Source organism: Kocuria nitroreducens, assembly GCF_042879195.1.
GTDB lineage: Bacteria > Actinomycetota > Actinomycetes > Actinomycetales > Micrococcaceae > Kocuria > Kocuria nitroreducens.
Genome location: NZ_JBHZTC010000007.1, coordinates 139,537 through 162,472, shown reverse-complemented (window position 1 = coordinate 162,472; position 22,936 = coordinate 139,537). Strand labels below are relative to the sequence as shown.

At 69.5% G+C, this 22,936-nt stretch carries 21 protein-coding genes and 2 tRNA genes; 6 read left to right on the top strand and 17 right to left on the bottom strand.

Annotation, left to right across the window (positions count from 1 at the left end; genetic code table 11):
- Window positions 1-28: 28 nt before the first annotated feature.
- From ACFYE1_RS06810 to ACFYE1_RS06785, 6 genes are all read right to left on the bottom strand, one after another.
- Window positions 29-625 (bottom strand): DsbA family oxidoreductase, encoded by a 597-nt coding sequence (locus ACFYE1_RS06810; protein WP_387741237.1) that lies wholly within the window; start codon window positions 623-625, stop codon window positions 29-31.
- A 64-nt stretch (window positions 626-689) separates the two neighbouring features.
- Window positions 690-1,985 carry an ATP-dependent Clp protease ATP-binding subunit ClpX gene (gene clpX, locus ACFYE1_RS06805; RefSeq protein ID WP_387741235.1) on the bottom strand — a complete coding sequence of 432 codons (1,296 nt, stop codon included), beginning with the start codon at window positions 1,983-1,985 and terminating at the stop codon, window positions 690-692.
- Window positions 1,986-2,136: 151 nt separating this feature from the next.
- Complete coding sequence (locus ACFYE1_RS06800) at window positions 2,137-2,814, bottom strand: ATP-dependent Clp protease proteolytic subunit (protein ID WP_387741233.1); 678 nt, start codon at window positions 2,812-2,814, stop codon at window positions 2,137-2,139.
- A 61-nt stretch (window positions 2,815-2,875) separates the two neighbouring features.
- Window positions 2,876-3,463, bottom strand: coding sequence for an ATP-dependent Clp protease proteolytic subunit (locus ACFYE1_RS06795; protein WP_387741257.1), 588 nt, complete (start codon window positions 3,461-3,463; stop codon window positions 2,876-2,878).
- 269 nt (window positions 3,464-3,732) lie between these two features.
- On the bottom strand, window positions 3,733-5,148 hold the full coding sequence (tig, locus tag ACFYE1_RS06790; RefSeq protein WP_387741231.1) for a trigger factor: 1,416 nt from the start codon (window positions 5,146-5,148) through the stop codon (window positions 3,733-3,735).
- 109 nt (window positions 5,149-5,257) lie between these two features.
- Window positions 5,258-5,330, bottom strand: a tRNA-Pro gene (locus ACFYE1_RS06785).
- A gap of 226 nt (window positions 5,331-5,556) precedes the next feature.
- On the opposite strand from ACFYE1_RS06785, the gene ACFYE1_RS06780 reads away from it, so the two are divergent.
- Window positions 5,557-5,627 (top strand) — tRNA-Gly (locus ACFYE1_RS06780).
- Between the two features lie 145 nt (window positions 5,628-5,772).
- Here ACFYE1_RS06780 and ACFYE1_RS06775 read toward each other — a convergent pair.
- The 3 genes from ACFYE1_RS06775 to ACFYE1_RS06765 all read right to left on the bottom strand — a co-directional run bounded on the left by ACFYE1_RS06775 (window position 5,773) and on the right by ACFYE1_RS06765 (window position 7,857).
- Window positions 5,773-6,129, bottom strand: a complete 357-nt coding sequence (locus tag ACFYE1_RS06775) for a hypothetical protein (protein WP_387741229.1) — start codon at window positions 6,127-6,129, stop codon at window positions 5,773-5,775.
- 318 nt (window positions 6,130-6,447) lie between these two features.
- Window positions 6,448-7,335 carry an Fpg/Nei family DNA glycosylase gene (locus tag ACFYE1_RS06770; protein ID WP_387741227.1) on the bottom strand — a complete coding sequence of 296 codons (888 nt, stop codon included), beginning with the start codon at window positions 7,333-7,335 and terminating at the stop codon, window positions 6,448-6,450.
- Window positions 7,336-7,857, bottom strand: coding sequence for a ribose-5-phosphate isomerase (locus ACFYE1_RS06765; RefSeq protein ID WP_387741225.1), 522 nt, complete (start codon window positions 7,855-7,857; stop codon window positions 7,336-7,338).
- A 216-nt stretch (window positions 7,858-8,073) separates the two neighbouring features.
- Here ACFYE1_RS06765 and pepN point away from each other — a divergent pair, with 216 nt between their 5' ends.
- Together pepN and ACFYE1_RS06755 are read left to right on the top strand one after the other, a co-directional pair.
- Window positions 8,074-10,641, top strand: coding sequence for an aminopeptidase N (gene pepN, locus ACFYE1_RS06760; protein ID WP_387741223.1), 2,568 nt, complete (start codon window positions 8,074-8,076; stop codon window positions 10,639-10,641).
- 146 nt (window positions 10,642-10,787) lie between these two features.
- A complete protein-coding gene (locus tag ACFYE1_RS06755) occupies window positions 10,788-11,207 on the top strand; it encodes a globin (RefSeq protein WP_387741255.1) in 420 nt (139 codons plus the stop codon).
- 13 nt (window positions 11,208-11,220) lie between these two features.
- Here ACFYE1_RS06755 and ACFYE1_RS06750 read toward each other — a convergent pair whose 3' ends face one another.
- Both ACFYE1_RS06750 and ACFYE1_RS06745 read right to left on the bottom strand, forming a co-directional pair.
- Window positions 11,221-11,889, bottom strand: coding sequence for a hypothetical protein (locus ACFYE1_RS06750; RefSeq protein ID WP_387741221.1), 669 nt, complete (start codon window positions 11,887-11,889; stop codon window positions 11,221-11,223).
- A gap of 5 nt (window positions 11,890-11,894) precedes the next feature.
- The gene (locus ACFYE1_RS06745) at window positions 11,895-12,380 is read right to left on the bottom strand and encodes an acyl-CoA thioesterase (RefSeq protein ID WP_387741219.1); all 486 of its coding nucleotides are present in this window, start codon (window positions 12,378-12,380) and stop codon (window positions 11,895-11,897) included.
- Window positions 12,381-12,454: 74 nt separating this feature from the next.
- Here ACFYE1_RS06745 and ACFYE1_RS06740 point away from each other — a divergent pair, with 74 nt between their 5' ends.
- Window positions 12,455-13,345 (top strand): acyl-CoA thioesterase, encoded by an 891-nt coding sequence (locus tag ACFYE1_RS06740; protein ID WP_387741217.1) that lies wholly within the window; start codon window positions 12,455-12,457, stop codon window positions 13,343-13,345.
- A 96-nt stretch (window positions 13,346-13,441) separates the two neighbouring features.
- Here the strand turns inward: ACFYE1_RS06740 and ACFYE1_RS06735 are convergent, their stop codons facing one another.
- Window positions 13,442-14,074: a TetR/AcrR family transcriptional regulator gene (locus tag ACFYE1_RS06735; protein ID WP_387741215.1), complete on the bottom strand. Its 633-nt coding sequence runs from the start codon at window positions 14,072-14,074 to the stop codon at window positions 13,442-13,444.
- A 75-nt stretch (window positions 14,075-14,149) separates the two neighbouring features.
- Here ACFYE1_RS06735 and ACFYE1_RS06730 point away from each other — a divergent pair, with 75 nt between their 5' ends.
- The gene (locus ACFYE1_RS06730; RefSeq protein WP_387741214.1) at window positions 14,150-15,130 is read left to right on the top strand and encodes an alpha/beta fold hydrolase; all 981 of its coding nucleotides are present in this window, start codon (window positions 14,150-14,152) and stop codon (window positions 15,128-15,130) included.
- Between the two features lie 209 nt (window positions 15,131-15,339).
- Here ACFYE1_RS06730 and ettA read toward each other — a convergent pair whose 3' ends face one another.
- Window positions 15,340-17,022 carry an energy-dependent translational throttle protein EttA gene (gene ettA, locus ACFYE1_RS06725; RefSeq protein ID WP_387741212.1) on the bottom strand — a complete coding sequence of 561 codons (1,683 nt, stop codon included), beginning with the start codon at window positions 17,020-17,022 and terminating at the stop codon, window positions 15,340-15,342.
- A gap of 122 nt (window positions 17,023-17,144) precedes the next feature.
- Window positions 17,145-17,639 (bottom strand): single-stranded DNA-binding protein, encoded by a 495-nt coding sequence (locus tag ACFYE1_RS06720; RefSeq protein WP_387741253.1) that lies wholly within the window; start codon window positions 17,637-17,639, stop codon window positions 17,145-17,147.
- 51 nt (window positions 17,640-17,690) lie between these two features.
- Here ACFYE1_RS06720 and ACFYE1_RS06715 point away from each other — a divergent pair, with 51 nt between their 5' ends.
- Entirely contained in the window at window positions 17,691-18,461 is a 771-nt protein-coding gene (locus tag ACFYE1_RS06715) for an endonuclease VII domain-containing protein (RefSeq protein WP_387741210.1), read from the top strand.
- Window positions 18,462-18,676: 215 nt separating this feature from the next.
- Here the strand turns inward: ACFYE1_RS06715 and ACFYE1_RS06710 are convergent, their stop codons facing one another.
- Genes ACFYE1_RS06710 through ACFYE1_RS06700 form a run of 3 tightly spaced genes read right to left on the bottom strand, consistent with a single transcriptional unit; the run spans window position 18,677 to window position 22,697 of the window.
- Window positions 18,677-20,053 carry an AAA domain-containing protein gene (locus tag ACFYE1_RS06710; RefSeq protein ID WP_387741209.1) on the bottom strand — a complete coding sequence of 459 codons (1,377 nt, stop codon included), beginning with the start codon at window positions 20,051-20,053 and terminating at the stop codon, window positions 18,677-18,679.
- The gene (locus ACFYE1_RS06705) at window positions 20,050-21,618 is read right to left on the bottom strand and encodes a hypothetical protein (protein ID WP_387741207.1); all 1,569 of its coding nucleotides are present in this window, start codon (window positions 21,616-21,618) and stop codon (window positions 20,050-20,052) included. The genes ACFYE1_RS06710 and ACFYE1_RS06705 overlap by 4 nt, the downstream gene beginning before the upstream one ends.
- Entirely contained in the window at window positions 21,615-22,697 is a 1,083-nt protein-coding gene (locus ACFYE1_RS06700; protein ID WP_387741205.1) for a hypothetical protein, read from the bottom strand. The genes ACFYE1_RS06705 and ACFYE1_RS06700 overlap by 4 nt, the downstream gene beginning before the upstream one ends.
- Window positions 22,698-22,936: the final 239 nt, after the last annotated feature.

The following is a 22,936-nucleotide window of genomic DNA, read 5'->3' as shown; positions in this document are numbered from 1 at the left end:
GGGAATCCGGGTCCGTCCCGGCAACGGCTCAGTCGAAGATCGGGCCCTCGTCCCGTCCGCGCTTGAGCTCGTAGAACCCGTGGTGGGAGACCAGCGCCAGGCAGCCGTCCCAGACCCGCGCGGCGTCCTCGCCGCGGGGCGCCGGCGTGAAGACCGGGCCGAAGAAGCCCACGCCGTTGACCGCGATGCACGGTGTGCCGATGTCCTGGCCGGCGACCGCCTGTGCGGCCTCCGTGGAGCTGCGCAGCGCGTCGTCGAACTCGGTGGAGTGCCTGGCCTCCGCGAGCTCCGCGGGCAGGCCGACCTCCTCGAGCGACTCGGTGATGATCTGCTCCAGGTCCTCCACCCCGCCGGGGTGGCGCCGGGTGCCCATGGCGTCGTAGAGCTTCTTCAGGTACTCGTCACCGTGGGCGCGCGCCGCCGCCTCGACCACGCGCACGAGCCACATCGACTTCTGCTGGCCGTGGTGGTGGTTGTCGGGATTGTCCTCGTTCAGGATGCCCAGCGAGATGATCCGCCAGTCCACCTCGACGTCGCGCAGGCGCTCGACCTCCTCCATCCACCGGGAAGTCATCCAGGCCCAGGGGCACAGGGGGTCGAACCAGAACTCCACCTTGTCCGTCATCGGTTTCCTCTCGTGCGGGCGTCCGCCGGGGGTGGCGGACGCGTCACCGAGTAGAAGCCACGGCTCAGGCGGTTTTGTTCCGGTTCTGCTCCTCGCGGATCATCTCGTGGGTGATGATCTCCGGCTCGGCCTGCTTGGCCACGGCCTCCGCGGTGACCAGCACGGCGGCGATGTCGTCCCGGCTGGGGAGCTCGAACATGACGGGCTGGAGCACGTCCTCGAGGATGGCGCGCAGCCCGCGGGCACCCGTGCCCCGCTGGATCGCGAGCTCGGCGACGGCGGTCAGAGCCTCGGGGTCGAAGGTCAGCTCGACCCCGTCCAGCTGGAACATCTTCTTGTACTGCTTCACCAGCGCGTTGCGCGGCTCGGTGAGGATGCGCGCGAGGTCGGCCACCGACAACTCGCGCAGCGTGGTCACCACGGGCAGCCGGCCGATGAGCTCGGGGATCAGGCCGAACTTCAGCAGGTCCTCCGGCATGACGTCGGCCATCACCTCGCGGCACGGCCCGTTCTGCTTGAGCTCCGCACCGAAACCGATGCTCGTGCGCCCGGCCCGGGAGTCCACGATGTCCTCGAGCCCGGCGAAGGCACCGGCCACGACGAACAGGACGTTGGTGGTGTCGATCTGGATGAACTCCTGCTGCGGGTGCTTGCGCCCGCCCTGCGGGGGCACCGACGCGACCGTGCCCTCGAGGATCTTCAGGAGCGCCTGCTGCACCCCCTCGCCGGAGACGTCGCGGGTGATGGAGGGGTTCTCGGACTTGCGGGAGATCTTGTCGATCTCGTCGATGTAGATGATGCCCGTCTCGGCCCGCTTGACGTCGTAGTCCGCGGCCTGGATCAGCTTGAGCAGGATGTTCTCGACGTCCTCGCCGACGTAGCCGGCCTCCGTGAGGGAGGTGGCGTCCGCGACCGCGAAGGGCACGTCGAGCTTGCGCGCCAACGACTGCGCCAGGTACGTCTTGCCGGAGCCGGTGGGCCCGACCAGCAGGATGTTGGACTTGGCGATCTCGACGTCCTCGTCACCGGCCGCCGTGGCCAGGGACAGGGGCTTGCCGTTCTCGCCAGCCCGCACCCGTTTGTAGTGGTTGTACACGGCCACCGCCAGGGCGCGCTTGGCGGTCTCCTGGCCGATCACGTACTGGTGGAGGTGCTGGTAGATCTCGTGGGGCGTGGGGAGCTCCTGCTGCTCGAGGTCCTTGACCTCGCTCAGCTCCTCCTCGATGATCTCGTTGCACAGCTCGATGCACTCGTCGCAGATGTAGACGCGCGGGCCCGCGATGAGCTTGCGGACCTGCTTCTGGCTCTTGCCGCAGAAGGAGCACTTGAGCAGATCCGCGGTCTCGCCGATGCGCGCCATGAAACAGTCCTCTGGTCGGGGTACGGAAATCCTCGTCCAGGATAGGCGAGGACGGGGTCCCGCCCCAACACCGGGGCACCCCGGTGCGCCGCGACCGGTCGGGCGGCGGCGCACCGGGGTGCCGCTGAAGAGGTGCGGCGGGGCTCTCGGGTCAGGAGGTGACGGTCGCGGGCTTGTGGATCTTCCGGGACTCCAGGACGTGGTCCACGATGCCGTACTCCTTGGCGGCGGACGCGGTGAGGATCTTGTCGCGCTCGATGTCGCGGTTGACCTCCTCGGCGGTCTTGCCGGAGTGCAGGGCCAGGGTCTCCTCCAGCCACTCGCGCATGCGCATGATCTCGTTGGCCTGGATCTCGATGTCCGAGGCCTGTCCACCGCCCTGACCGGACATGGCCGGCTGGTGGATGAGCACGCGGGCGTTCGGCAGGGCCAGGCGCTTGCCCGGTGTGCCGCCGGCGAGCAGCACGGCCGCCGCGGACGCGGCCTGCCCGAGGCAGACCGTCTGGACCTCCGGGCGGATGAACTGCATCGTGTCGTAGATGGCGGTCATCGCGGTGAACGACCCGCCCGGAGAGTTGATGTACATCGTGATGTCCCGGTCGGCGTCCTGCGCCTCGAGCACGAGCAGCTGGGCCATGACGTCGTCGGCCGAGGCGTCGTCGACCTGGACGCCCAGGAAGATGATCCGGTCCTCGAACAGCTTGGTGTACGGGTTCTGCCGGCGGTACCCGTAGGGTGTGCGTTCCTCGAAGTCGGGGAGCACGTAGCGGCTGGTGGGGAGGGCGGCCAGGGAACCGGCCGTGGACGAAGGTCCGTGGGTGAAGGTCATGGTTGAGTTCCTCGGAGGTCTGGAAGAGCGTGCCTGGTGAAGTGGTGGGACCGCCGAGGTCCTACTCCTGGTCCTTCATGGTCCCGCCGCCGCCGGTCATGGACCCGGCGGAGCAGGCGATGTGGTCGAAGAAGCCGTACTCGAGGGCCCGCTGGGCGTCGAACCAGTTGTCCCGGTCGTTGTCCCTGAGGATGGTCTCCAGGGACTGGCCGGTCTGCTCGGCGGTGAGCTCCGCGAGGCGCTGCTTCATCGACAGGATCAGCTCTGCCTGCACCCGGATGTCCGACGCGGTGCCGCCCATGCCGCCGGAGGGCTGGTGCATGAGGATCCGGGCGTTCGGGGTGGAGTAGCGCTTGCCCTTGGTACCCGAGGAGAGCAGGAACTGGCCCATCGACGCCGCCAGGCCGGTGGCCACGGTCACGACGTCGTTGGGGATGAGCTGCATGGTGTCGTAGATCGCCATGCCGGCGGTGACGGAACCGCCCGGCGAGTTGATGTAGAGGAAGATGTCCGCGTGCGGGTCCTCGGCCGAGAGCAGCAGCATCTGCGAGCAGATGAGGTTCGCGTTGTCGTCGCGCACCTCGGAGCCCAGCCAGATGATGCGCTCCTTGAGCAGCCGGTTGTAGACGTAGTCGTCCTGGCCGTTCATGGGGCCCCCGCCCTGCAGGCGCGGTCCGGAGGAGGTTGCGTGGGTCGAGCCGAACGGCGACTCGTGAGCGGAGGTCATGTAACAGTGCCTCTTTCGTCCGTGTGGTCCGGTGATCTCAGTACAGAACACTAGTGCCCGCCCCGGGTCCCGGCCGGTCCCCGTCCGGGGTGTTCGCTGATGGCGCATGGTCGGGCCCGCGGGCCCGCGGCGCACGAAGGCGCCGCCGTCCCGGGCGGGACGACGGCGCCTTCGACAGCGGTCTCAGCGCATCACTGGGCGGAGTCCGGGGAGTCGGCCGAATCCGGGGACTCCGGGGACTCCTCCTCGGTGCCGGGAGTCGGGGCGGCGGTGGTCTCCTCCGGGTCGATCTCCTCGGCGGGCTCCCCCGCCTGCTCCTCGCCCTGCGGGCGCACGAACTCGGAGAGGTCCACCGTGTTGCCCTCGGTGTCGGTGACCGTCGCGTACTCCAGGACCTTGGCCAGGGCCTTGCGGCGGCGCACCTCGCCCACCATCAGGCCGGCCTGGCCCGAGGAGTCCAGCAGCTGGGCGAACTGGTTCGGGTCCATGCCGTACTGCTGGGACATGTTGATGATGTAGTCGATCAGCTCGGACTGCTCGACGCCGATCTCCTCGGCCTCGGCGACCGCGTCCAGCACGATCTCGTTGCGGAAGGCGTCCTCGGCGTTCTTCTGGACCTCGGCCCGGTGGTCCGCGGTATCGTGATCGGCCTCGGCCTCGGGGTTGTCGAAGTGCTGGGCGATCTGCTCGTCGATCACGGCCTGGGGCACGGGGATCTCCACGAGGGACAGCAGCTTCTCCAGGACCTTGTCGCGGGCCTCGACGCCCTGCTCCACCACGGTGCCCTCGGCGGCCTGCTTCTTCAGGTCCTCCTTGAGCTCCTCGATCGTGTCGAACTCGGAGGCCAGCTGGGCGAACTCGTCGTCGGCCTCGGGCAGCTCGCGCTCCTTCACGGCGGTGACCTTGACCTTGACGGTGGCGTCCTCGCCGCTGTGCTCGCCGCCGGCGAGCTTGGTCTCGAAGGTGGCGTCCTCGTCGGCGGAGAGACCGGTGATGGCTTCGTCCATGCCCTCGAGCATCGTGCCGGCACCCACCTGGTAGGACAGGTCGTTGGCGGCGTCGACCTCCTCGCCGTCGACCAGGGCCTGCAGGTCGAGGGTGACGAAGTCGCCCTCGACGGCGGGACGGTCCACGGTCTTCAGGGTGCCGAAGCGCCCGCGCAGTTCGTCGAGGGCCTTCTGCTCGTCCTCGGCGGAGGCCTCGCGGGTCTCCACCTCGACCTCGAGGCCCTTGTAGTCGGGCAGCTCGATCTCGGGGCGCACGGCCACGTCGATCTCGACCTTGGTGTCGGCCTCGCGGTTCGCCTCGTCCGGCTTGGCGAGGACCTCCACCTGGGGCTGGGTCAGCGGGGTGATCTCGATCTCCGCGAGGGCCTGCTGGAAGAAGGTGTTCAGACCCTCGTTGAGCGCGTTCTCGACGACGAAGTCGAAGCCCACGCGCTGCTCGATCAGCCGCGCCGGAACCTTGCCGCGGCGGAAGCCGGGCACCTGGATCTGGTTGGCGAGCGAGGTGTAGGTCTGGTCGATGAACGGCTTCAGTTCCGCGAACGGGACGTCCACCACGATCTTGACCTGGGTGGGGTTGAGTTTCTCGACGGCGCTCTTCACTTCCGCTGCACTCCTGAGTGGTAGGTCGGTTGGGTCTGGCGGGGCCGTTCTCCGGCCCGGGACAGTCGGGAAGGCGGCTGCCCGGCGGGACCGGGCAGCCGCTCCAACGTCGGGGCGACAGGACTCGAACCTGCGATCTCCTGCTCCCAAAGCAGGCGCGCTAGCCACTACGCTACGCCCCGGTACCTGCAGCCTCGGCTGCAACGACTGCGGTCCGGTGCACGAGCACGGACCACCGGCGAGTCTACCGGCTGCGCGGACGGGGCCGCACCTCGGCCCACCGGACCCCGCTCGCCCACCCCTGTACGCCGCCTTCCGGCCGTGCTCCGCGGGTCCGCCCGGCCTCCGGGATTTGACACCGCGCGCGCCGGGCCGGTTAATGGGAATGGCCTCGACAGTGCGTCCTGCGGGGATGTAGCTCAATGGTAGAGCCTCAGTCTTCCAAACTGATTACGCGGGTTCGATTCCCGTCATCCCCTCCCGCCACGAACGCCCCGGTCCCGCTGGACCGGGGCGTTCGCCGACCGTCTCGGACCCGCTCCCGCCCCCGCCCCCGCTCACCCTCCGGTCTCCCTCCCGCTCCCGCGGCGCAGGAGAGCACGGTGACGGCAGGCTCGGCGCGTCTCACCGGACCAGCCCGACCACCCGCCACACTGCACCCCGGTGCTCGTGCACGGGGCGCAGACCGTGCTCCTGCAGAACGGTGAGCATGGCCGCCGGGGAGTGCACGTAGGCGCGGAAAGGGGTCCGGGTCGCGCGGAGGCCGAGGTTCTCCAGGGCGGCGAGCGCCCGGAGGAGGCCGTGATCCGGCGGGTGGCTGAACACGAGCAGCCGCGTCGCACGGTCCGCGGCGGCACCCAGGAGCCGTTCGTGGTCGGGGTAGCAGCACACCACCCGGTGCAGCACCACCACGTCGTGCGAGGCGACCGCCTGCGGGTCCGTCGCGATGTCCAGCTGCCGCCGCCCCACGCGGCCGGTCACGCCGGCGGCGTCGGCCAGCTTCCGCGGCCTCGGCCTCGTAGGAGTCCACGAGCTCCAGGTTCGTGGTCCGCGCGGCTCCCCGGCGCAGCAGCTCGAGCTGCAGCTCGCCCACGCCGCCCCCGATCTCGAGCACGCTGGTCCCCTCCAGGCTCCGGGCGCTCAGGAACTCCACGATGCGCCGGGACGCACGGTCGAGTCCCCGCCGCCGGTACCGGCGGGCGAGGCGCCGCGCGAAGCGGGGGCCGAACACGCGCTGGTAGCCGGCCGCCCCGCAGCAACTGGACATGGTCCCAGGCTACTCCGCGGGCCCGGGCCCGGTCAGCGCTGGCAGGAGGGGCACCAGTACAGCGAGCGCCCCTCCAGCTCCTCCGCCGCCACGGGCGTCCCGCACCGGCGGCACGGCAGGCCCCGGCGCTTGTAGACGAGGTGGGCGTGCCCGGGCCACGCCTGCGCCTCCCCGATCCCCGGACGGTCCGCGGGGTCGGTCGTGACGATCCGGCCCAGCCGCACGCCGGTGCGCATGAGGGCCGCGTTCTCCGCCCACAGCTGACGCAGCTCGTGCTCGTCGAGGGCGCGCCCCGGCATCATCGGGTCCAGCCCGCGGCGGAACAGCGACTCCGCCCGGAAGATGTTGCCCACCCCGGCCACGACGACCTGGTCCATGAGCAGCGCGCCCACCGGTCGGCGGCTGCGCCGCACCGCGGCCACGAAGGGCGCGGGGTCCGCGTGCCGGTCGAGCGGATCCGGGCCCAGTCTCGCCCGGGCCGCCTCGGCCTCGGCCGAGTCCTCGAGCACGCACAGCGCCGGCCCGCGCAGGTCGGCCCAGCCCTCGTCCCCGACCAGCCGCACGCGCACCGCCCCCACCGGCGCCGGCGGCAGCAGCGGGCCGGCGGGGGCGGCGTGGTCGTGCACCTCCCGCTCCCCGATCCGGCGGGGGGCCCCGATCGAGGAGGCACCCCGGAAGCGGTCGGTGCCGCCGAAGCTCCACGCGCCGTAGAGTCCGAGGTGCGAGCGCAGCACCCGGTCCCCGGCGAAGTCGAGGAACAGCTGCTTGCCGTGGGCCCGGGCCCCCTCGAGCACCGCACCGTCCAGGACGGCCGCCCCGTCGGCGAATCGGCCCTGCGGGGAGCTCACGGACAGGGCCTGCCCCACGAAGCAGTCCGCGAACTGGCGGGCCAGGCGGTGGATCGAGTGGCCCTCCGGCACTCAGGCCTCCCGGGCGGCCGGATACTCGCGCGGGCGCAGCTCCTCGAGCTTGCCGGCGACGGTGCCGGTGGTCTCGTACTCGCCGATCTGCGCGATCCGGCGCTCGTGGCGCTCGTCGCCGGAGAAGGGCTCCGCGAGGAACGCCCGGACGATCGCGAGCGCCTCCTCCGAGGAGTGCTGGCGCCCGCCGACCGCCACGACCTGGGCGTCGTTGTGCTGGCGCGCGAGCCGGGCGGTGTCCAGGTTCCAGGCCAGGGCGGCGCGGATGCCCTCGACCTTGTTCGCGGCGATCTGCTCGCCGTTGCCCGACCCGCCCAGGACGATCCCGAGGGAGTCGAGCCCCGCGGCCCGGTCCGCCAGGACGGCGCGCGCGGCGCTGATGCAGAACGCGGGGTAGTCGTCGAGGGCGTCGTACTCGGCGGGACCGTGGTCGACGAGGTCGTAGCCGGCGGCGACGAGCTTCTCGACCAGGTAGCGGGAGAGGTCCAGGCCGGCGTGGTCGGTGGCGATGTGGACGCGCATGGGCGGCGTGCTCCTGGGGTTCGCGGGAAGGGGGCGGGATCGTGGCGGAGGCCCGCCGAGGCGGACCGATCGCCCTCCAGCGTAGTGGGTGGCGCTCGGGTCCGGGCCGGGACGTCCTCCCCCGGAGCGGGGGACCCGGCTGACATAATGGACGGAATTCCTGTGGCCCGACGGCCGCGGGCGTCTCCCTGACCCCGATGAGAGGACGGCACTGAAGTGCCCGGAACCAACCTGACCCGCCAGGAGGCGGCCTCGCGGGCCGAGATCGTGGACGTGGACGCCTACGAGGTGGTCCTCGACCTCACCGGCGGCGAGCGCGTCTTCCGCTCGACGACCACGGTGCGCTTCCGCGCCGTCCCGGGCGCCTCGACCTTCATCGACGCGATCACCGACGCGGTGCACTCCGTGGTGCTCAACGGCACGGAGCTCGATCCCGCCGAGGTCTCGGACGGGGTGCGGATCCAGCTGCCGGGCCTCGCCCAGGACAACGTGCTCACGGTCGAGTCGGACTGCCGGTACATGAACACCGGGGAGGGCCTGCACCGGTTCGTGGACCCGGTCGACGACGAGGTCTACCTGTACACCCAGTTCGAGGTCGCGGACACCCGGCGGATGTTCGCCGTGTTCGAGCAGCCGGACCTCAAGGCGCGCTTCGCGTACACCGTGACGGCCCCCGCGCACTGGACGGTGGTCTCCACGCAGCCCACCCCCGAGCCCGTCCCCGCCGGGGACGGCGCCGCCACGTGGTCCTTCACCCCCACCCCGGTGGTCCCCTGCTACGTCACGGCGCTGATCGCCGGCCCGTACGCGTCCGTGCACGACGAGCTCACCAGCGCCGACGGACGCACGATCCCCCTCGGCCTGTACGCCCGGCGCTCGCTGATGGAGCACGTCGAGGCGGAGGAGATGTTCGGGATCACCAAGCAGGGCTTCGAGTTCTTCGAGGCGCAGTTCGGGGTGCCCTACCCGTTCGAGAAGTACGACCAGCTGTTCGTCCCGCAGTTCAACGCCGGGGCCATGGAGAACGCCGGAGCGGTGACCTTCGTGGAGCTCTACGTCTTCCGCTCCCGGCCCACGCAGGCCCGGGTGGAGCGGCGGGCCGTGACGGTCCTGCACGAGCTGGCCCACATGTGGTTCGGCGACTTCGTGACCATGCGCTGGTGGAACGACCTGTGGCTCAACGAGTCCTTCGCCGAGTTCATGTCCACCCTCGCCGCGGCGGAGAACACCCGGTACACGGACGCGTGGACCACGTTCGCCGCCGGGGAGAAGTCCTGGGGCTACGAGCAGGACCAGCTGCCCACCACGCACCCCATCAAGGCCGAGATCCGCGACCTCGAGGACGTGCTGGTGAACTTCGACGGCATCACCTACGCCAAGGGCGCCTCGGTGCTCAAGCAGCTGGTGGCCTGGGTGGGCCAGGAGCAGTTCATGGCCGGGCTGAACCGGTACTTCCGGGAGCACGCCTGGGGCAGCACCGAGCTGCGCGACCTGATGATCCGGCTCGAGGACGCCAGCGGCCGGGACCTCGACCAGTGGGCCGCGAAGTGGCTCGAGACCGCCGGTGTGAACACGCTGACCCCGGTCCTGGAGACCGACCAGGACGGGATCATCCGTGCCTTCCGGATCGAGCAGACCGCGCCCGAGGAGCACCCCACGCTGCGCCCGCACCGTCTGGCCGTGGGCTTCTACGACCACGACGCGGAGCAGGGCAAGCTCGTGCGCACGCACCGGGTGGAGCTCGACGTCGACGGCCCCGCCACGGAGGTGGTGGACCTGGTGGGCCGGGAGCTGCCGGACCTCGTGCTGCTCAACGACGACGACCTCGCCTACGCGAAGATCCGCCTCGACGAGTGCTCCCTGGACACCGCGCTCACCCACCTGAAGGACTTCGAGGACACGCTCCCGCGCGCCCTCGTCCAGGCGTCCGTGTGGGACGGCGTGCACGACGGCGAGACGCCCGCCCGCCGCTACGTGGACCTCGTGCTCGGCAACATCGCCCACGAGACGTCCTCGACCGGCATCCAGGTGCAGCTGCGCCAGCTGGAGACCGTGCTCGACGGCTACGTGGCCGAGCCCGTGCGCGAGACCACCGTGCGCGCCGCCGCGGACCGGCTCCGCCGGCTCACCGAGGAGGCGGCGGCCGGGTCCGACCAGCAGCTGCAGTTCCTGAAGGCCTTCGCCCGGCACGCCCGCACCGACGAGCAGCTGGACGTCCTCGAACAGCTCCTCGACGGGCGCTGCTCCCTGGAGGGCCTGACGCTGGACACCGACCTGCGCTGGAGCCTGCTCGCCGCGCTGTGCACCGGCGGACGCGCCGGCGACGCGGACGTCGACGAGATGCTCGCGCAGGACCACACCGAGAACGGCGCCATCGCGGCGGCCCGCGCCCGGGCCGCGATCCCCACGGCCGAGGCCAAGGCCCGGGCGTGGCAGCAGATCATGGTGGTCGGTTCGCTGCCCAACTCGATCCAGGACGCGGCGATCGACGGCTTCCGCACGGCCGCCGACGCCTCCGTGCTGGCTCCCTACGCGGACCAGTACTTCGCGGCGATCCCCGGTCTGTGGCGCACCCGCACCCACGAGCTCGCCCAGCAGATCGCGATCGGCATGTACCCGAACATCCCCGTCCAGGAGACGGTCGACGCCGCGGACGCCTTCCTCGCGGACCTGCCCGAGGACCTGCACGGGCTCCGCCGGCTGGTGCTCGAGCAGCGCGACGCGACCGCTCGCGCGGTGCGCGCGCAGGTCGTTGACGCCGCCTACGAGGTGGCGCGCGCATGAGCGCCGAGCGGCAGCGCCCCGGGCCCGGCGAGCCCGGCACGACGCCTCCGGCCGGCGAGGACCCGCGCACCGACCCCGCCGCCGCGGCCCCGGCGGGGTCGCGGTCCTTCGCGGTCGGGGCGCCCCTGTCCCAGCTGCGCCGCCCCGTGCCCCAGGTCGGCGACGAGCGGGAGCGTGCGGAGGCGGGCACGGCGTCGTCGTTCTACGACCAGGTGGGCGGGCACGAGACGTTCGTGAAGCTCGTGCACGAGTTCTACACCAGGGTGGCTGAGGACGAACCGTTCCGGGCGCTCTACCCGGACGACGACCTCGGCCCCGCCGAGGAGCGGCTGCGGATGTTCCTCGAGCAGTACTGGGGCGGACCGACCACCTACTCGGAGCAGCGCGGGCACCCGCGACTGCGGATGCGGCACATGCCGTTCCCCGTGGACGTGTGGGCGCGCGAGACCTGGTTGACGCACATGCGCGCGGCCCTGGACACCCTGGAGCTCTCCCCGTTGCACGACGGCATCATCTGGGACTACTTCGACCGCGCCGCCCACGCCATGATCAACCGGCCCGGCTGAGCCGGCGCCGACCTCAGCGCTTGGCCAGGACGTGCCCGCCGGGGGTGCTCAGGCGCGCCCAGCGGCCGTTCTCGGCGACGGCGACCTCCGCGCCCGGGCGCAGGAAGCCGAGCGAGTACGCGGCGAACGCCGCACCGTCCGGCAGGGGCGCCCCGGTCAGGCGCCCCGCGAGGGGCTCCGCCCACCCGGACGAGCGGCCCCAGACCTGCGAGCGCACGGTGTCGACGACGGCGGCACCGGCGTCCGTGGGCACGGCCCGGGCGACCTCGGCGATCCCGGCCCGGGCGGCCTCCCGCAGCGCGTCCCCGGCCACGTCCCCCACGGGGACCCAGCCGCCGAGGGGCGGGGCGATGCCCGCCCACGAGACGGCCGCGTCCATGGGGGGCAGGCCCAACTCCGTGGCGTCCTGGTCCTGGCGCGGCATCCGGTCGAGGACCCCGCCGAGCGGGACGGTGACGTCCAGCGACTGCTCCCCGGCCAGCGCGGCGGTGCGCAGGCCCAGGACCGTGGGCGTGGCGTCGAGCAGTCCGTGGGGCTCCAGCACGCACACGTAGGCCCCGAGGGCGCGCCCGCGCGCCTGGAAGCGCACCGCTCCCTGGGGGTCCACCCCGCGAGCCCGGGACAGGTAGGTCCTCAGGTCCGCGACGTCCCGCGGATCGGTCAGGGCGAGGGACCGGCTCACGGTGCTCAGGCCTCGGCCGGCGCAGGCCGGCGGGCGAAGCGGGTCGGGGCGTCCGACCAGTGCTCGAGCAGGCTCCGCTGAGTCTCGTCGAGGCGCACGGGCCGGCCGGAGGCGCGGTCGATCACGACGACGACCGTCTGGGCCACGGCGTAGACCCGCGAGCCGTCCTCCTCCTGCACCGCGTAGTCCAGCACGAAGCTCGACCCGCCCACGGAGGAGACCCACACGCGCACGGACACCGGCTCGGCGCGGTACAGCAGCTGTTCCGTGTACTCGACCTCCTGCCGGCCGACCACGGTGATCCGGTCCCTCAGCAGGGTGCGGAACGTCGCGCCCTCCGGGACGCGTGCGGCGGCGTCCTCGGGCAGCGGCCGGGCCATGAGCCGGATCCGGGCGTCCTCGAGGTACTGGAGCATGGTGACGTTGTTGACGTGGCCGTAGCTGTCGATGTCGCCGAAGCGCATCTGGATGGGGATCAGCAGCGAAGACATGACCCCCATCCCATCACACCGGGGCGCGCCGGTCGCGTCCCGGCGCGATCGGCGGCTTGGCTAGAGTGAAGGCCATGACCTACAGCCCGATCCCGGACCCCACGCAGGCTCTGCTCGACATGCTCGACCTCGCGAACGGTGGTGGCGCGCGCACCCTCGAGGACATCTACGTGGGCCACTCGATCTCCCCCGCGCGCGGCCGGGTGTACGGCGGTCAGGTCCTGGCGCAGGCCGCGACCGCCGCCATGCGCACCGTGGAGCCGGAGCGGATCATCCACTCGCTGCACGCGTACTTCCTGCGCGCCGGGGACGTGTCCGAGCCGATCACCTTCGGGGTGGAGCGGATCCGGGACGGGCGGTCCTTCTCCGCCCGCCGCGTGCACGCCTACCAGGACGGGCGCGCCATCCTCTCGGCCATCGCGTCCTTCCAGGTCCCGGCCCAGGGCCTGGACCACCAGGACGAGTCCCCCCAGAACCTGCCCGACCCCGAGTCCCTGCCGAGCGCCGTGAAGCTGCTGGGCCACATCGACGCCCCCGAGGCGCAGGCGATCGCCCACGAGCGGCCCTTCGACATGCGCTACATCACGGAGCCGATCTACTTCAAACCGGACTCCCGGGGAGAACCGTTCAACGCGGTGTGGATCAAGACCCTCAGGCCGCTGCCGGACGACCCGAACATCCACCGCGCGGCGCTCGCCTACGCGAGCGACTACACGCTGCTCGAGCCCATCCTGCGGCTGCACGGCAGGACCTGGATCGAGCCCGGCATGAACATCGCCTCGCTCGACCACGCGATGTGGTGGCACCGGGAGACCCGCGCGGACGAGTGGCTGCTCTACGTGCAGTCCTCCCCCAACGCCTCCTCGGCGCGCGGCCTCGGGGTGGGCCGGATGTTCTCCCGGGACGGCCGGCTCGTGGCCACGACCGCCCAGGAGGGCATGATGCGCTTCCCGGAGTTCTCCTGACCGGTCCCCGGCAGAGCCCACCGTCCGCGCCCCGGGTCCGGTGGGACCGCCGCCGGACGACCGCGTGATCCGGCTGATCCGACCGGGGGCCCGGGTCTAGCAGAAGAGCTCGCCCTCGAGCATGCGCACGACGGTCTCCGCTGCGGCCACGGCGTCGAACGACGGATCGTCGAGCTTCTCGGAGATCAGGCCGTCGATCGCGCCGCCCACGGCGATCGCCAAGGTCCGCAGGTCGGATGCCGGCCCCGTCCCGCGCGTGGGGCGTGCGTGCTGCAGGAGGAGGGCCAGGGGCTGCCAGCGCTCGGCGGGGGCCGGGCGGGCGCCTGAACCCGGCGCGCTCGCAGGGCGCAGCGAGGCCTCGTGGAGCCCGGACTCGACGATCATGCGGGCCCGGTACGGATGGCCGGTCAGGTGTTCCACCATCCGCCGCACGTAGACCGCCGGTGCCGCGCTGACCGGACTCGACTCGACCGCGGCGCCGACGTCCGCGACGAGCTCGGCCAGCACCTGGTCGCGGGCGGCGGCGATCACCGCGTCCTTCGAGGGGAAGTGGTAGAGCACGGCGCCCTTGGTGATGCCCGCCGCTCGGGCGATGCGCGCCAATGACGTGCCGGCGTATCCGTGCTCGGCCACCAGCTCGAGCGTGACGTCGATGAGCTGGGTCCGCCGCGTCCGCTCGATCAGACTCGGCGCCCTCGCCGCCCGTGACTCCGTGCGTCCTGTCGCCATGGGCAGAGACTATCCCGGTCCGGTACTCTCTGACCATCGGTCAGAAATCTGACCACTGTTCAGGAGGTGAGGGTGATGGGCGCATCACGACGGGCCGGCCGTGGCCACCACCGCATCCTGAAGACCACCGCCGGTGCCGTGCTGGTCGCCGCCCTCGCCCTGGCGCTCGTGCTGCGCTCGCCGTCGCCGGTGGGGCACTGGAACAGCGCGGAGGGGCGTGCCCAGTTCCTCGCGGACTACGAGGCGGCCATGCAGGACATGCCCGCGGCTTCCGGGACCCTGGATGTGCGCACGGACTACGGGATCGTGCGCGTCTACCGGTTCGAGGGCACGGGCGACGCCGACCCGCTGGTGCTGCTGCCCGGGCGCTCGTCACCGGCCCCGGTGTGGGCCGACAACCTGCCCGCCCTGCTCGGTTTCGGCGACGTGTACGCCCTGGATCTCCTGGGCGAGCCGGGCATGAGCGTGCAGGAGGTCCCGATCGGATCGGACACCGACCACGCCGCATGGCTCGGCCAGGTGCTGGAGCGGCTTCCCGAGGAGCGGTTCACCGTGGTGGGCATGTCGATCGGCGGGTGGACGGCCGCGAACCTCGCCGCCCACGTCCCGGACCGCGTCGCCGCCGTGGTCCTCATCGACCCGGTCCTCACGTTCTCCGGGATCCCGGCCGCCACCGCGATCCGGGCGGTCCCGGCCTCGGTGCCCTGGCTGCCGACGTCGTGGCGCGACGCCTTCAACTCCTACACCGCCGGCGGCGCTCCCGTGGAGGACGTGCCCGTCGCGAGAATGACCGAGACCGCCATGCGGACCTACTCGATCAGACTGCCGCAACCGGCGCTCATCGATGAGGAGGCGCTGCACGGGCTGCGCATGCCGGTCCTCGTGATCCTGGCCGGCGAGTCCGTGATGCACGACGTCGAGAGGTCCTCCTTGGTCGCCGAGCGGACCCTCCGGAACGGGACGGTGCGGGTCTACCCCGGAGCCTCGCACGCTGTCGGCTCCGAGCGCGCCGCCGAGATCGCCCAGGACATCGAGGCGTTCCTCGACCAGCCGTGATCCGGGGAGCGCACGTCGCCCTCCTGTCCCCGCCGCCGGGGCCGGCGGGAGACCCTCGGGTCGGCCCGCCGAACCGTCGGGAACGCGCCCGACCACCGCTGGAGCAGGACGCAGGAGGAAGGGACCCGTCGGGTGGGAGAGAGCTGTTCTCTCCCGCCCGACGGGTCCCTTCGGCGCCGCGCGGGGTGCGGACCCGGCCGGGCCCCGCGTCAGTCGCGGGTGAGGCGGCGGTGGGTGACGCGGTGCGGCCGCGCGGCGTCGGCGCCGAGGCGCTCCACCTTGTTGGCCTCATAGGACTCGAAGTTGCCCTCGAACCAGTACCACTGGTCCGGCTCGTCCTCGCTGCCCTCCCACGCGAGGATGTGGGTGGCGACCCGGTCGAGGAACCACCGGTCGTGGGAGACGACCACGGCGCAGCCCGGGAACTCCAGCAGCGCGTTCTCCAGCGAGCCGAGGGTCTCGACGTCGAGGTCGTTGGTGGGCTCGTCGAGCAGCAGCAGGTTGCCGCCCTGCTTGAGGGTCATGGCCAGGTTCAGCCGGTTGCGCTCACCGCCGGAGAGCACCCCAGCCTTCTTCTGCTGGTCCGGACCCTTGAACCCGAACGCGGAGACGTAGGCGCGCGAGGGCATCTCGACGTTGCCGACGTTGATGTAGTCGAGGCCGTCCGAGACGACCTCCCAGAGAGACTTGCCGGCGTCGAGGTTTGCGCGGTTCTGGTCCACGTAGGAGACCTTGACGGAGTCGCCGATCTTCAGCTCCCCGCCGTCCAGCTCCTCGAGGCCCACGATGGTCTTGAACAAGGTCGACTTGCCGACGCCGTTGGGACCGATGACGCCCACGATGCCGTTGCGCGGCAGGGAGAAGGACAGGCCCTTGATGAGGCTGCGGTCCCCGAAGCCCTTCTGCAGGTCCTTCGCCTCGATCACGAGGTTGCCCAGGCGGGGCCCCGGCGGGATCTGGATCTCCTCGAAGTCCAGCTTGCGGGTCTTCTCGGCCTCGGCGGCCATCTCCTCGTAGCGGGCCAGACGGGCCTTCGACTTCGCCTGGCGTCCCTTGGCGTTCGAGCGCACCCACTCCAGCTCGTCGGCCAGGCGCCTGGCCTGCTTGGCGTCCTTCTTGCCCTGCACCTCCATACGGGCGCGCTTGGTCTCGAGGTAGGCCGAGTAGTTGCCCTCGTAGCCGTACAGCCGGCCGCGGTCGACCTCGCAGATCCACTCGGCCACGTGGTCGAGGAAGTACCGGTCGTGGGTCACGGCCATGACGGCGCCGTGGTAGTCCTTCAGGTGCTGCTCCAGCCACAGCACGGACTCGGCGTCGAGGTGGTTGGTGGGCTCGTCGAGCAGCAGGAGGTCGGGCTTCTGCAGCAGCAGCTTGCACAGCGCCACACGGCGGCGCTCACCGCCGGAGAGGACCGTCACGGCGGCGTCCGGCGGCGGGCAGCGCAGGGCGTCCATCGCCTGCTCCAGCTGGGAGTCGAGGTCCCAGGCGTTGGCGGCGTCGATGTCCTCCTGGAGCACGCCCATCTCCTCCATGAGGGAGTCGAAGTCGGCATCCGGCTGGGCCATCTCCTCGGAGATCGCGTTGAAGCGGTCGACCTTCGCCTTGATCTCGCCCACGCCCTCCTCGACGTTGCCGAGGACGGTCTTGTCCTCGTTCAGCGGCGGCTCCTGGAGCAGGATGCCGACGGTGTAGCCGGGGCTGAGCCGGGCCTCGCCGTTGGACGGCTGGTCGAGGCCGGCCATGATCTTGAGGATGGTGGACTTGCCGGCACCGTTGGGTCCCACGACGCCGATCTTCGCGCCGGGGTAGAACGACATGGTGACGTCGTCCAGGATGACTTTGTCGCCCACGGTCTTGCGGGCCTTGGACATTGTGTAGATGAATTCCGCCATGCCCTCAAGGCTACCCCGCTCCGCGGCGGCCGACGGGCGGCGGACGGGCGGGGACGGCTCCGGAGTGGCGGCACCGCGACCCCGGCTCCGTCCCCGCGCCGGGACGGCTGCGCTCGGGGAGCTCAGGTGGCGGCGGGCTGCCGCCGCGAGCGCCGGCCCGGGGCCGCCGCGGACCCGAGGAGCTCGCCGGTCTCCGGGTCCACGTCCTCCGGGACCCCCGGGGTCCCGCTCCCGTGCGACGGGTCGTCGCTCGCGTCCGTCGGGTCGCCCTGCGGCGCCGTCGGGCGGTCCGACGGATCGGTCGCCGCAGCGTCCTCAGGCTGATCGGCGGGCTGCTCCCCCGTCTGGTCCGCGGGCGGCGAGGAGCTCACGGTGCGCTGGAAGCAGGCGGTGCCGAGTGCGAGGTCGTGCCCGAGTGACACCGCATCCACGTCCACGGCCGTGTGGCGCCCGTGCTCGCCCTCCCAGAACCGGACCTTGAGCTTGCCGACCACCACCACGGGCTGGCCCTTCTTGATGCTGGCCAGCGCGTTGAGCCCCAGGGAACGGAACGCCTGGACGGAGAACCAGTTGGTGTGCCCGTACTGTGCAACAACGCATTCATTACGTCCGTCGATGGACGTGTGTCCGGATGCGCTGGCTGGCCGAGGTCTCGGTCTACTGCAGAGATGGAGTTATCTGTGTCGAAGGAACAGGAGATGTGCGAGTTCAAGGGCTGTGGGCGGACACGCGCCGTGAAGACGTGGTGCTACGGGCACTACCACCAACTACGTCGCGGGGCCGTCCTGCGGACCTTGGAGCCACGTGAAGGCGTTCAGGTCTGTCAGGGGCCGGAGTGCACGCGGGACACTGGACCCATAGGACTGTGCAAGTCCCACCGCGCGCAGCAGTTGAGAGGTGAGAAGTTGCGCCCATTGAGGCGCACGTCCCTCCGCAAACTGCCTGAGGGTGCATCCTCGCTCCGGGATGGGCAGGGCAGGAAGCGGTGCACAGGGTGCTTGGCGTGGAAGGAGGTGACTGCGAAGAACTTTCCCAAGGACAGGAAGCAGAAGGATGGCCTGCATCCGCGGTGCTGGGAGTGCCGTCGAGCCGCGAGGCCGCCTGCGATACAGCGTCGCACGCGCTTGGAGAAGGTTTATGGGATTACACACGAGCAGTACCACGCGATGCTCGACGCTCAAGGGGGCGGATGCGCTATCTGTGGCCGAGGACCCAATGGCGCTTCTCTCGCCATCGATCATGATCACAGTTGCTGTCCTGACGCAGGAAGCTGTGGCGAGTGCATTCGAGGATTGCTGTGTGGAAGCTGTAACCGAGGCCTCGGTTATCTCGGAGATGACGCGCAGAGGCTTCGCAAGGCCACTGCGTATTTGGAGAATACTCTTGTGCGTAGGCGCCTATTGCCCGAGTTAGACGACGACGGGCATACCAGCGAATAGACCGCCGACGATGACACGACAGACAACTAACGCTTAGTCAAGCGGGGCATCCACAAGTCCACGAGATTTCCGTTAACGAGGGACGTCTGTGTCAGAGACGCACCTCGAACAATGTGCAAGAAGCAGATAGCTTCACGCGCATCGATGAACCTGCTCCAGCGGCTGTGCCACGCCTAACATGGCCTCCACGAGAAGGCGGTCCGGATCAGCTGGCTTCAATTTCCGACCCGGAACCCAGCCAGATGGTCGAGCACCAACGAGTTCGCCTCCCATCCGTCGGGGAACTTTTCGGGCTCGTCGAGGAATACCGGATCAGAGTCGGGAAACTCGGCCAGCAAGCGGTCGCTGCCTGCGCGGCCGACTACGATGCAGGCTTGCCTGTGACGGGACAACATCACGCACATGCGACCGGCCTCGAGGTGGAACGCGGTCGCGTCGCGGCGGCCAGCTAACGGATGCCACACCAGCACGACCTCGTACTCACGCCCTTGCACTTTGTTCGCGGTGGAAACGATCACGGAGTTGGGGTTGATCCCAACCTGGCTGAGTGCGTACCGCACAGCATGCACTTGATCGTTGTGCGCTGCGACGATCGCCACATCGGAAGGCTGTAGTTGCCTGCCGTCCGCGATGAGTTCGTCGGTGACATCGGCCCCACGGGCAAGAAGGCGCGACACAATTCCCGCGAGCCGGGAGGCAACTTGCGTGTCTGTGCGAACAGTGAGCTTCTCAGGCAACTCCACATACGCCCACCCTTCGGCAGCCGCCAGTTCCAGCACTGCGTCGTCGACGTTGGCCTCGCCCGGCCCGAGCCGAAGTGATCGTTGAGAAGTCTCGGTCCCAGCTGTAAAACCGGAGAATGGATAGAACGCCGTCGACACGATCCCCGCCGCCGAGGGCGGAAGACGCCACGATAACGGCAACTGGTGGGGGGTGATGTCGGGATGGTAAGCCCGCAGAGTCCCTAGCGCGGTACGCGAGGGCGAGTACTTCAATCCCTTCCAAAGTGCGTCGTCGACGGTGGTGAACGGGTCGAGTTGGCCAGGGTCTCCCACACACATCAGTCGCTCGAACATGCCGGCGATGCCGAGCAGTGCGTCCGAGCGCATTTGATAGGCCTCATCGATGAGAGCAAGCTCGTAGGATTGGATGTTCTTGTTCTGTTGTTGCTTGGAGCGGACGAACTCCCACTTGCGGGCGGTCGCGATCACCACTTGCGCCGACCGCACTCTAGCGTCGTCGTGATCTGATGCGAGCACAAGCTCAGCGTCGTTCGCCGTGGCGCTGACCATGGCGCTCGAGGGGCCACGAGAAGAGCCAAACAGGCGGGCTACGATCAGATCCGGGTGCTTCTTGCGCAGGGACAGAACGAGATCGTCGGCCTGCTCATTTGTCTGTGTGACGATCGGTAGTCGTAGCTTCTTGTCCATCTCGGTGAGAGCCTTCGACACCGACACGGTTAGCGAGCTTTTTCCCGCCCCTGGAGGAGCTTCGACAAGAACGGCTTCTCCCTTGTCGGCCACGTCCAAGTCGGCGACGACAAGCTTGGTGTATTTTTCGCTGACTGCTTGGAATCCGATTTTCTGTGTCATTGCAGTACCCCCGGCTCGGCGTCTGGTCCGACCTCGCCGACGACGGGAACCTTGGCGAGCTCGGCGAGGGACATGTCAGGCGAGTCATCAGAAGTGCCCGCCGCGGAATCCGCCTCCCCGGCTAGTTGCGACGTCGTCTGGTGAGTCCACGGCACCTCGTTCGGCGTCCACGGATCGCTGCCCTCCCAAGGGTCGAGACCTACGAAAATCACCTCGCGTCTCGTCGCCCAGCTCGCCGCGTCGAACTTCTTGATCCCGCCGGTGATCGCAATCGTCGCGGTGGACTCGCCGACGGCTCGCACGATCCCCTTGATAGTTCGCTCTTCGGTCCAGCGGACGACCTCACCGGGCAGCAACCGCGTCGGGCCGGTCAGGTCTAGCTCGATCAGCGGGACCCTCGTACGGTTCTTCCCGCCGGGTTTAACTTCCCGGTTCTGCGAGTCGATTTCGGCAACTTCGCCGGTAACACAGCGGCCCTGCGCGTCCAGGCGGGCCATGATTAGCGGATCGTCGAACGCCTGGTCCGTCTCAAGTGCGTCGGCGGCCGAGCTCCACCGCTGCAAGGTTGCAGCCGCTCGGAGCGGGTCATGACGGCGCGCGAATCTAGGGATGCCGTTCCCCGCCCGTCGGGCGTGATCACTCCACTCGTTCACGTCTTTCGTCCAGCGCTTCGCCACGCTAGCGGCCTCGTCGATGTAGCGCAGCACCTCCAACGCCCGGTGAGTGGCGTTGTACGCCGGAAGAAGGGCCGACTCCACCTCGGCAGCAACCTTTTTCGCGGCCGAACTAGTCTTCTCCTCGTCCATTTCGCGAAGGCCGTCGGAGTAGGCCTTCACGTACGGCTCAAGCCGGGCTTCCCAGCGCGGGTGAGGAACCGGTCCGAAAGGCAGCTGACCTCCCACTTGCCCTTCGCTGTTCTCCAGCCGCTCCAGCTCAGCGAGAAGGTCGCCGGGAACTCCGTCGATCCAGGCCAGTAGCGCGGCGAGGCTTTCGTCCTCCAGCGCAGACTGCCCGGTGACAAAATGTTGTGATAGCGACTCTGTCATCGCCAAGAACGTGGACTGGCCCGGTAGGTGGGAGTGCTCGGCGAACCATGACAGGTGCGCTCCAGCCCACTGAGTATCCTCGGGCACCTCGTGTGTGCTGCCGAGACCGAGATAGCGCAATGACCGTCCGAGCCGTGCGCCGAGGTAGGCGCGGGTACTGCTATTAGGGACCACGATTTGTGGCGCGTCCGCGGCAACCTGCCGGAACGTCCCCATTTTCGTCCTTTCAGTCCTAAGTTCGAGGTAGGGACGGATGAACTTCGCAAAATCGGCGGCGAACTCATTGATTGCCCCGAACCGGGACTCACGGTTGCGGGGCTCTGCCGCAACCACAACCTTCGGGTCGTTCGCGTCACATCCGTACATGATGCCTAGGGGCGCGGCCGCCTCACCGGACAAGTTGTACGCCACCACCACCAGCGGTCGGGCGGCGACGTGCTGGTGCCGGTAGGCCGTTCGACGCACGGCAGTGTGGACGCGCGCCGCCTCCGCGGTCATGATCAGGTCAACGAGACTCACTGCGCGCCTCCCGTAGGTGCCGGCGGGGTGACGCCCGCGGTCGGCACAAGCGCTCGGGCACGTTTGATCGCGCTGTAGGTGTCACTAAGCGCCTCGGCGACGTCCGCCAATTCGGCTTCGCCTACGCCCGGACCCCACTCGGCGAGTCGCAGAGCATCGGTGAGCGTGTGAACCCCGGCGAGATTGTCGCGTGCGTCACGGCCGAGCCGAGCCGGGTCGTCCTTGGCCCACGCTTCGGCGCGGCAGAATTTGGCCATGTCACAGTTCTGGACGCAATTGGGCACGTACAGTGCCTCGACCCGGGACACCGCAGCGGAGAGCGCAGTTCGTAGCGCGTCCTCATCAAGGTTGTTGCCCGGATCGACATCGAACGTCAGATCGGGCGGGAGCTTTTCCAGCACGTCAGCCGTCTTCGGCACCGACCTCAGCACCCTCCCCAGTGACATCGACTTCTTCTTCAATGGCACGCGATGTGCGACTGGTTGCCGACCGAAGTTACGCGGCGCTACCAGGATCACCGACCACACCAGTAGTTCAGGGTCGAAGCCGAGCCTCTCGAGTGTCTCCCGCAGAGCCATGTGATAGACGGCTGTCTGGCCAGCGGTAGCAGACACCTTCACAGGATCCGCCTGACCATCGATGATGGGGTACGCCTTGATCTCGACTAGTTCGAGCCTGTCCCCGATGCGGAAGGCGAGCGCATCAGGCTCGAGGTTCACCGACGCCCCGGCAACTTCGAACCGCAACACGGGATGATCCACGATGTGCGGTGCGTCAGAGTCACCGCGAGCGATCTTGGTGAGCGCAGCGTCTGTCTTTAGGACACGAGCGTCCATCCAAGACTGCGGATCCTTGAGCCGACCTACCCGGTTGACGTCTTCAACGAGCAGGTCAGGCGGTTTCGGCAGCTCGACGTACGGGACGAGCGCTTCGACCAGCAGTTCATAGCCGCTTCGGTGTTTAAGCCGGTCCTCGAAGCGGTTGCCACCCTCGATCGCGAACGGGGACTGACCCCGCAGTGTCGGGTGTCCCAGGCTAGCGGCGAGCTCATGCGCGGCCACGCCGGCCGAGTCGATCACGCGTCGGCGAGTACAGCCTGGATTCTCGGTTAACGCCGCTACTGACCGAGCGTTTGCCCGGGCGCGCGTAAGCGTCCCACGAATGCCATCCAACGTAGGCCCTCCAGTCCCATCCCTCATGTCAGCGATCTTGGCAGGAACTTCCGACACGATTGCAAACCGCCCAGCGTGTCGGCCGTCCCGCAAGTCATCTGAGGTCGCCTAGGGTGAAGTAAACGTACGATCTAGGAGGAATCCGA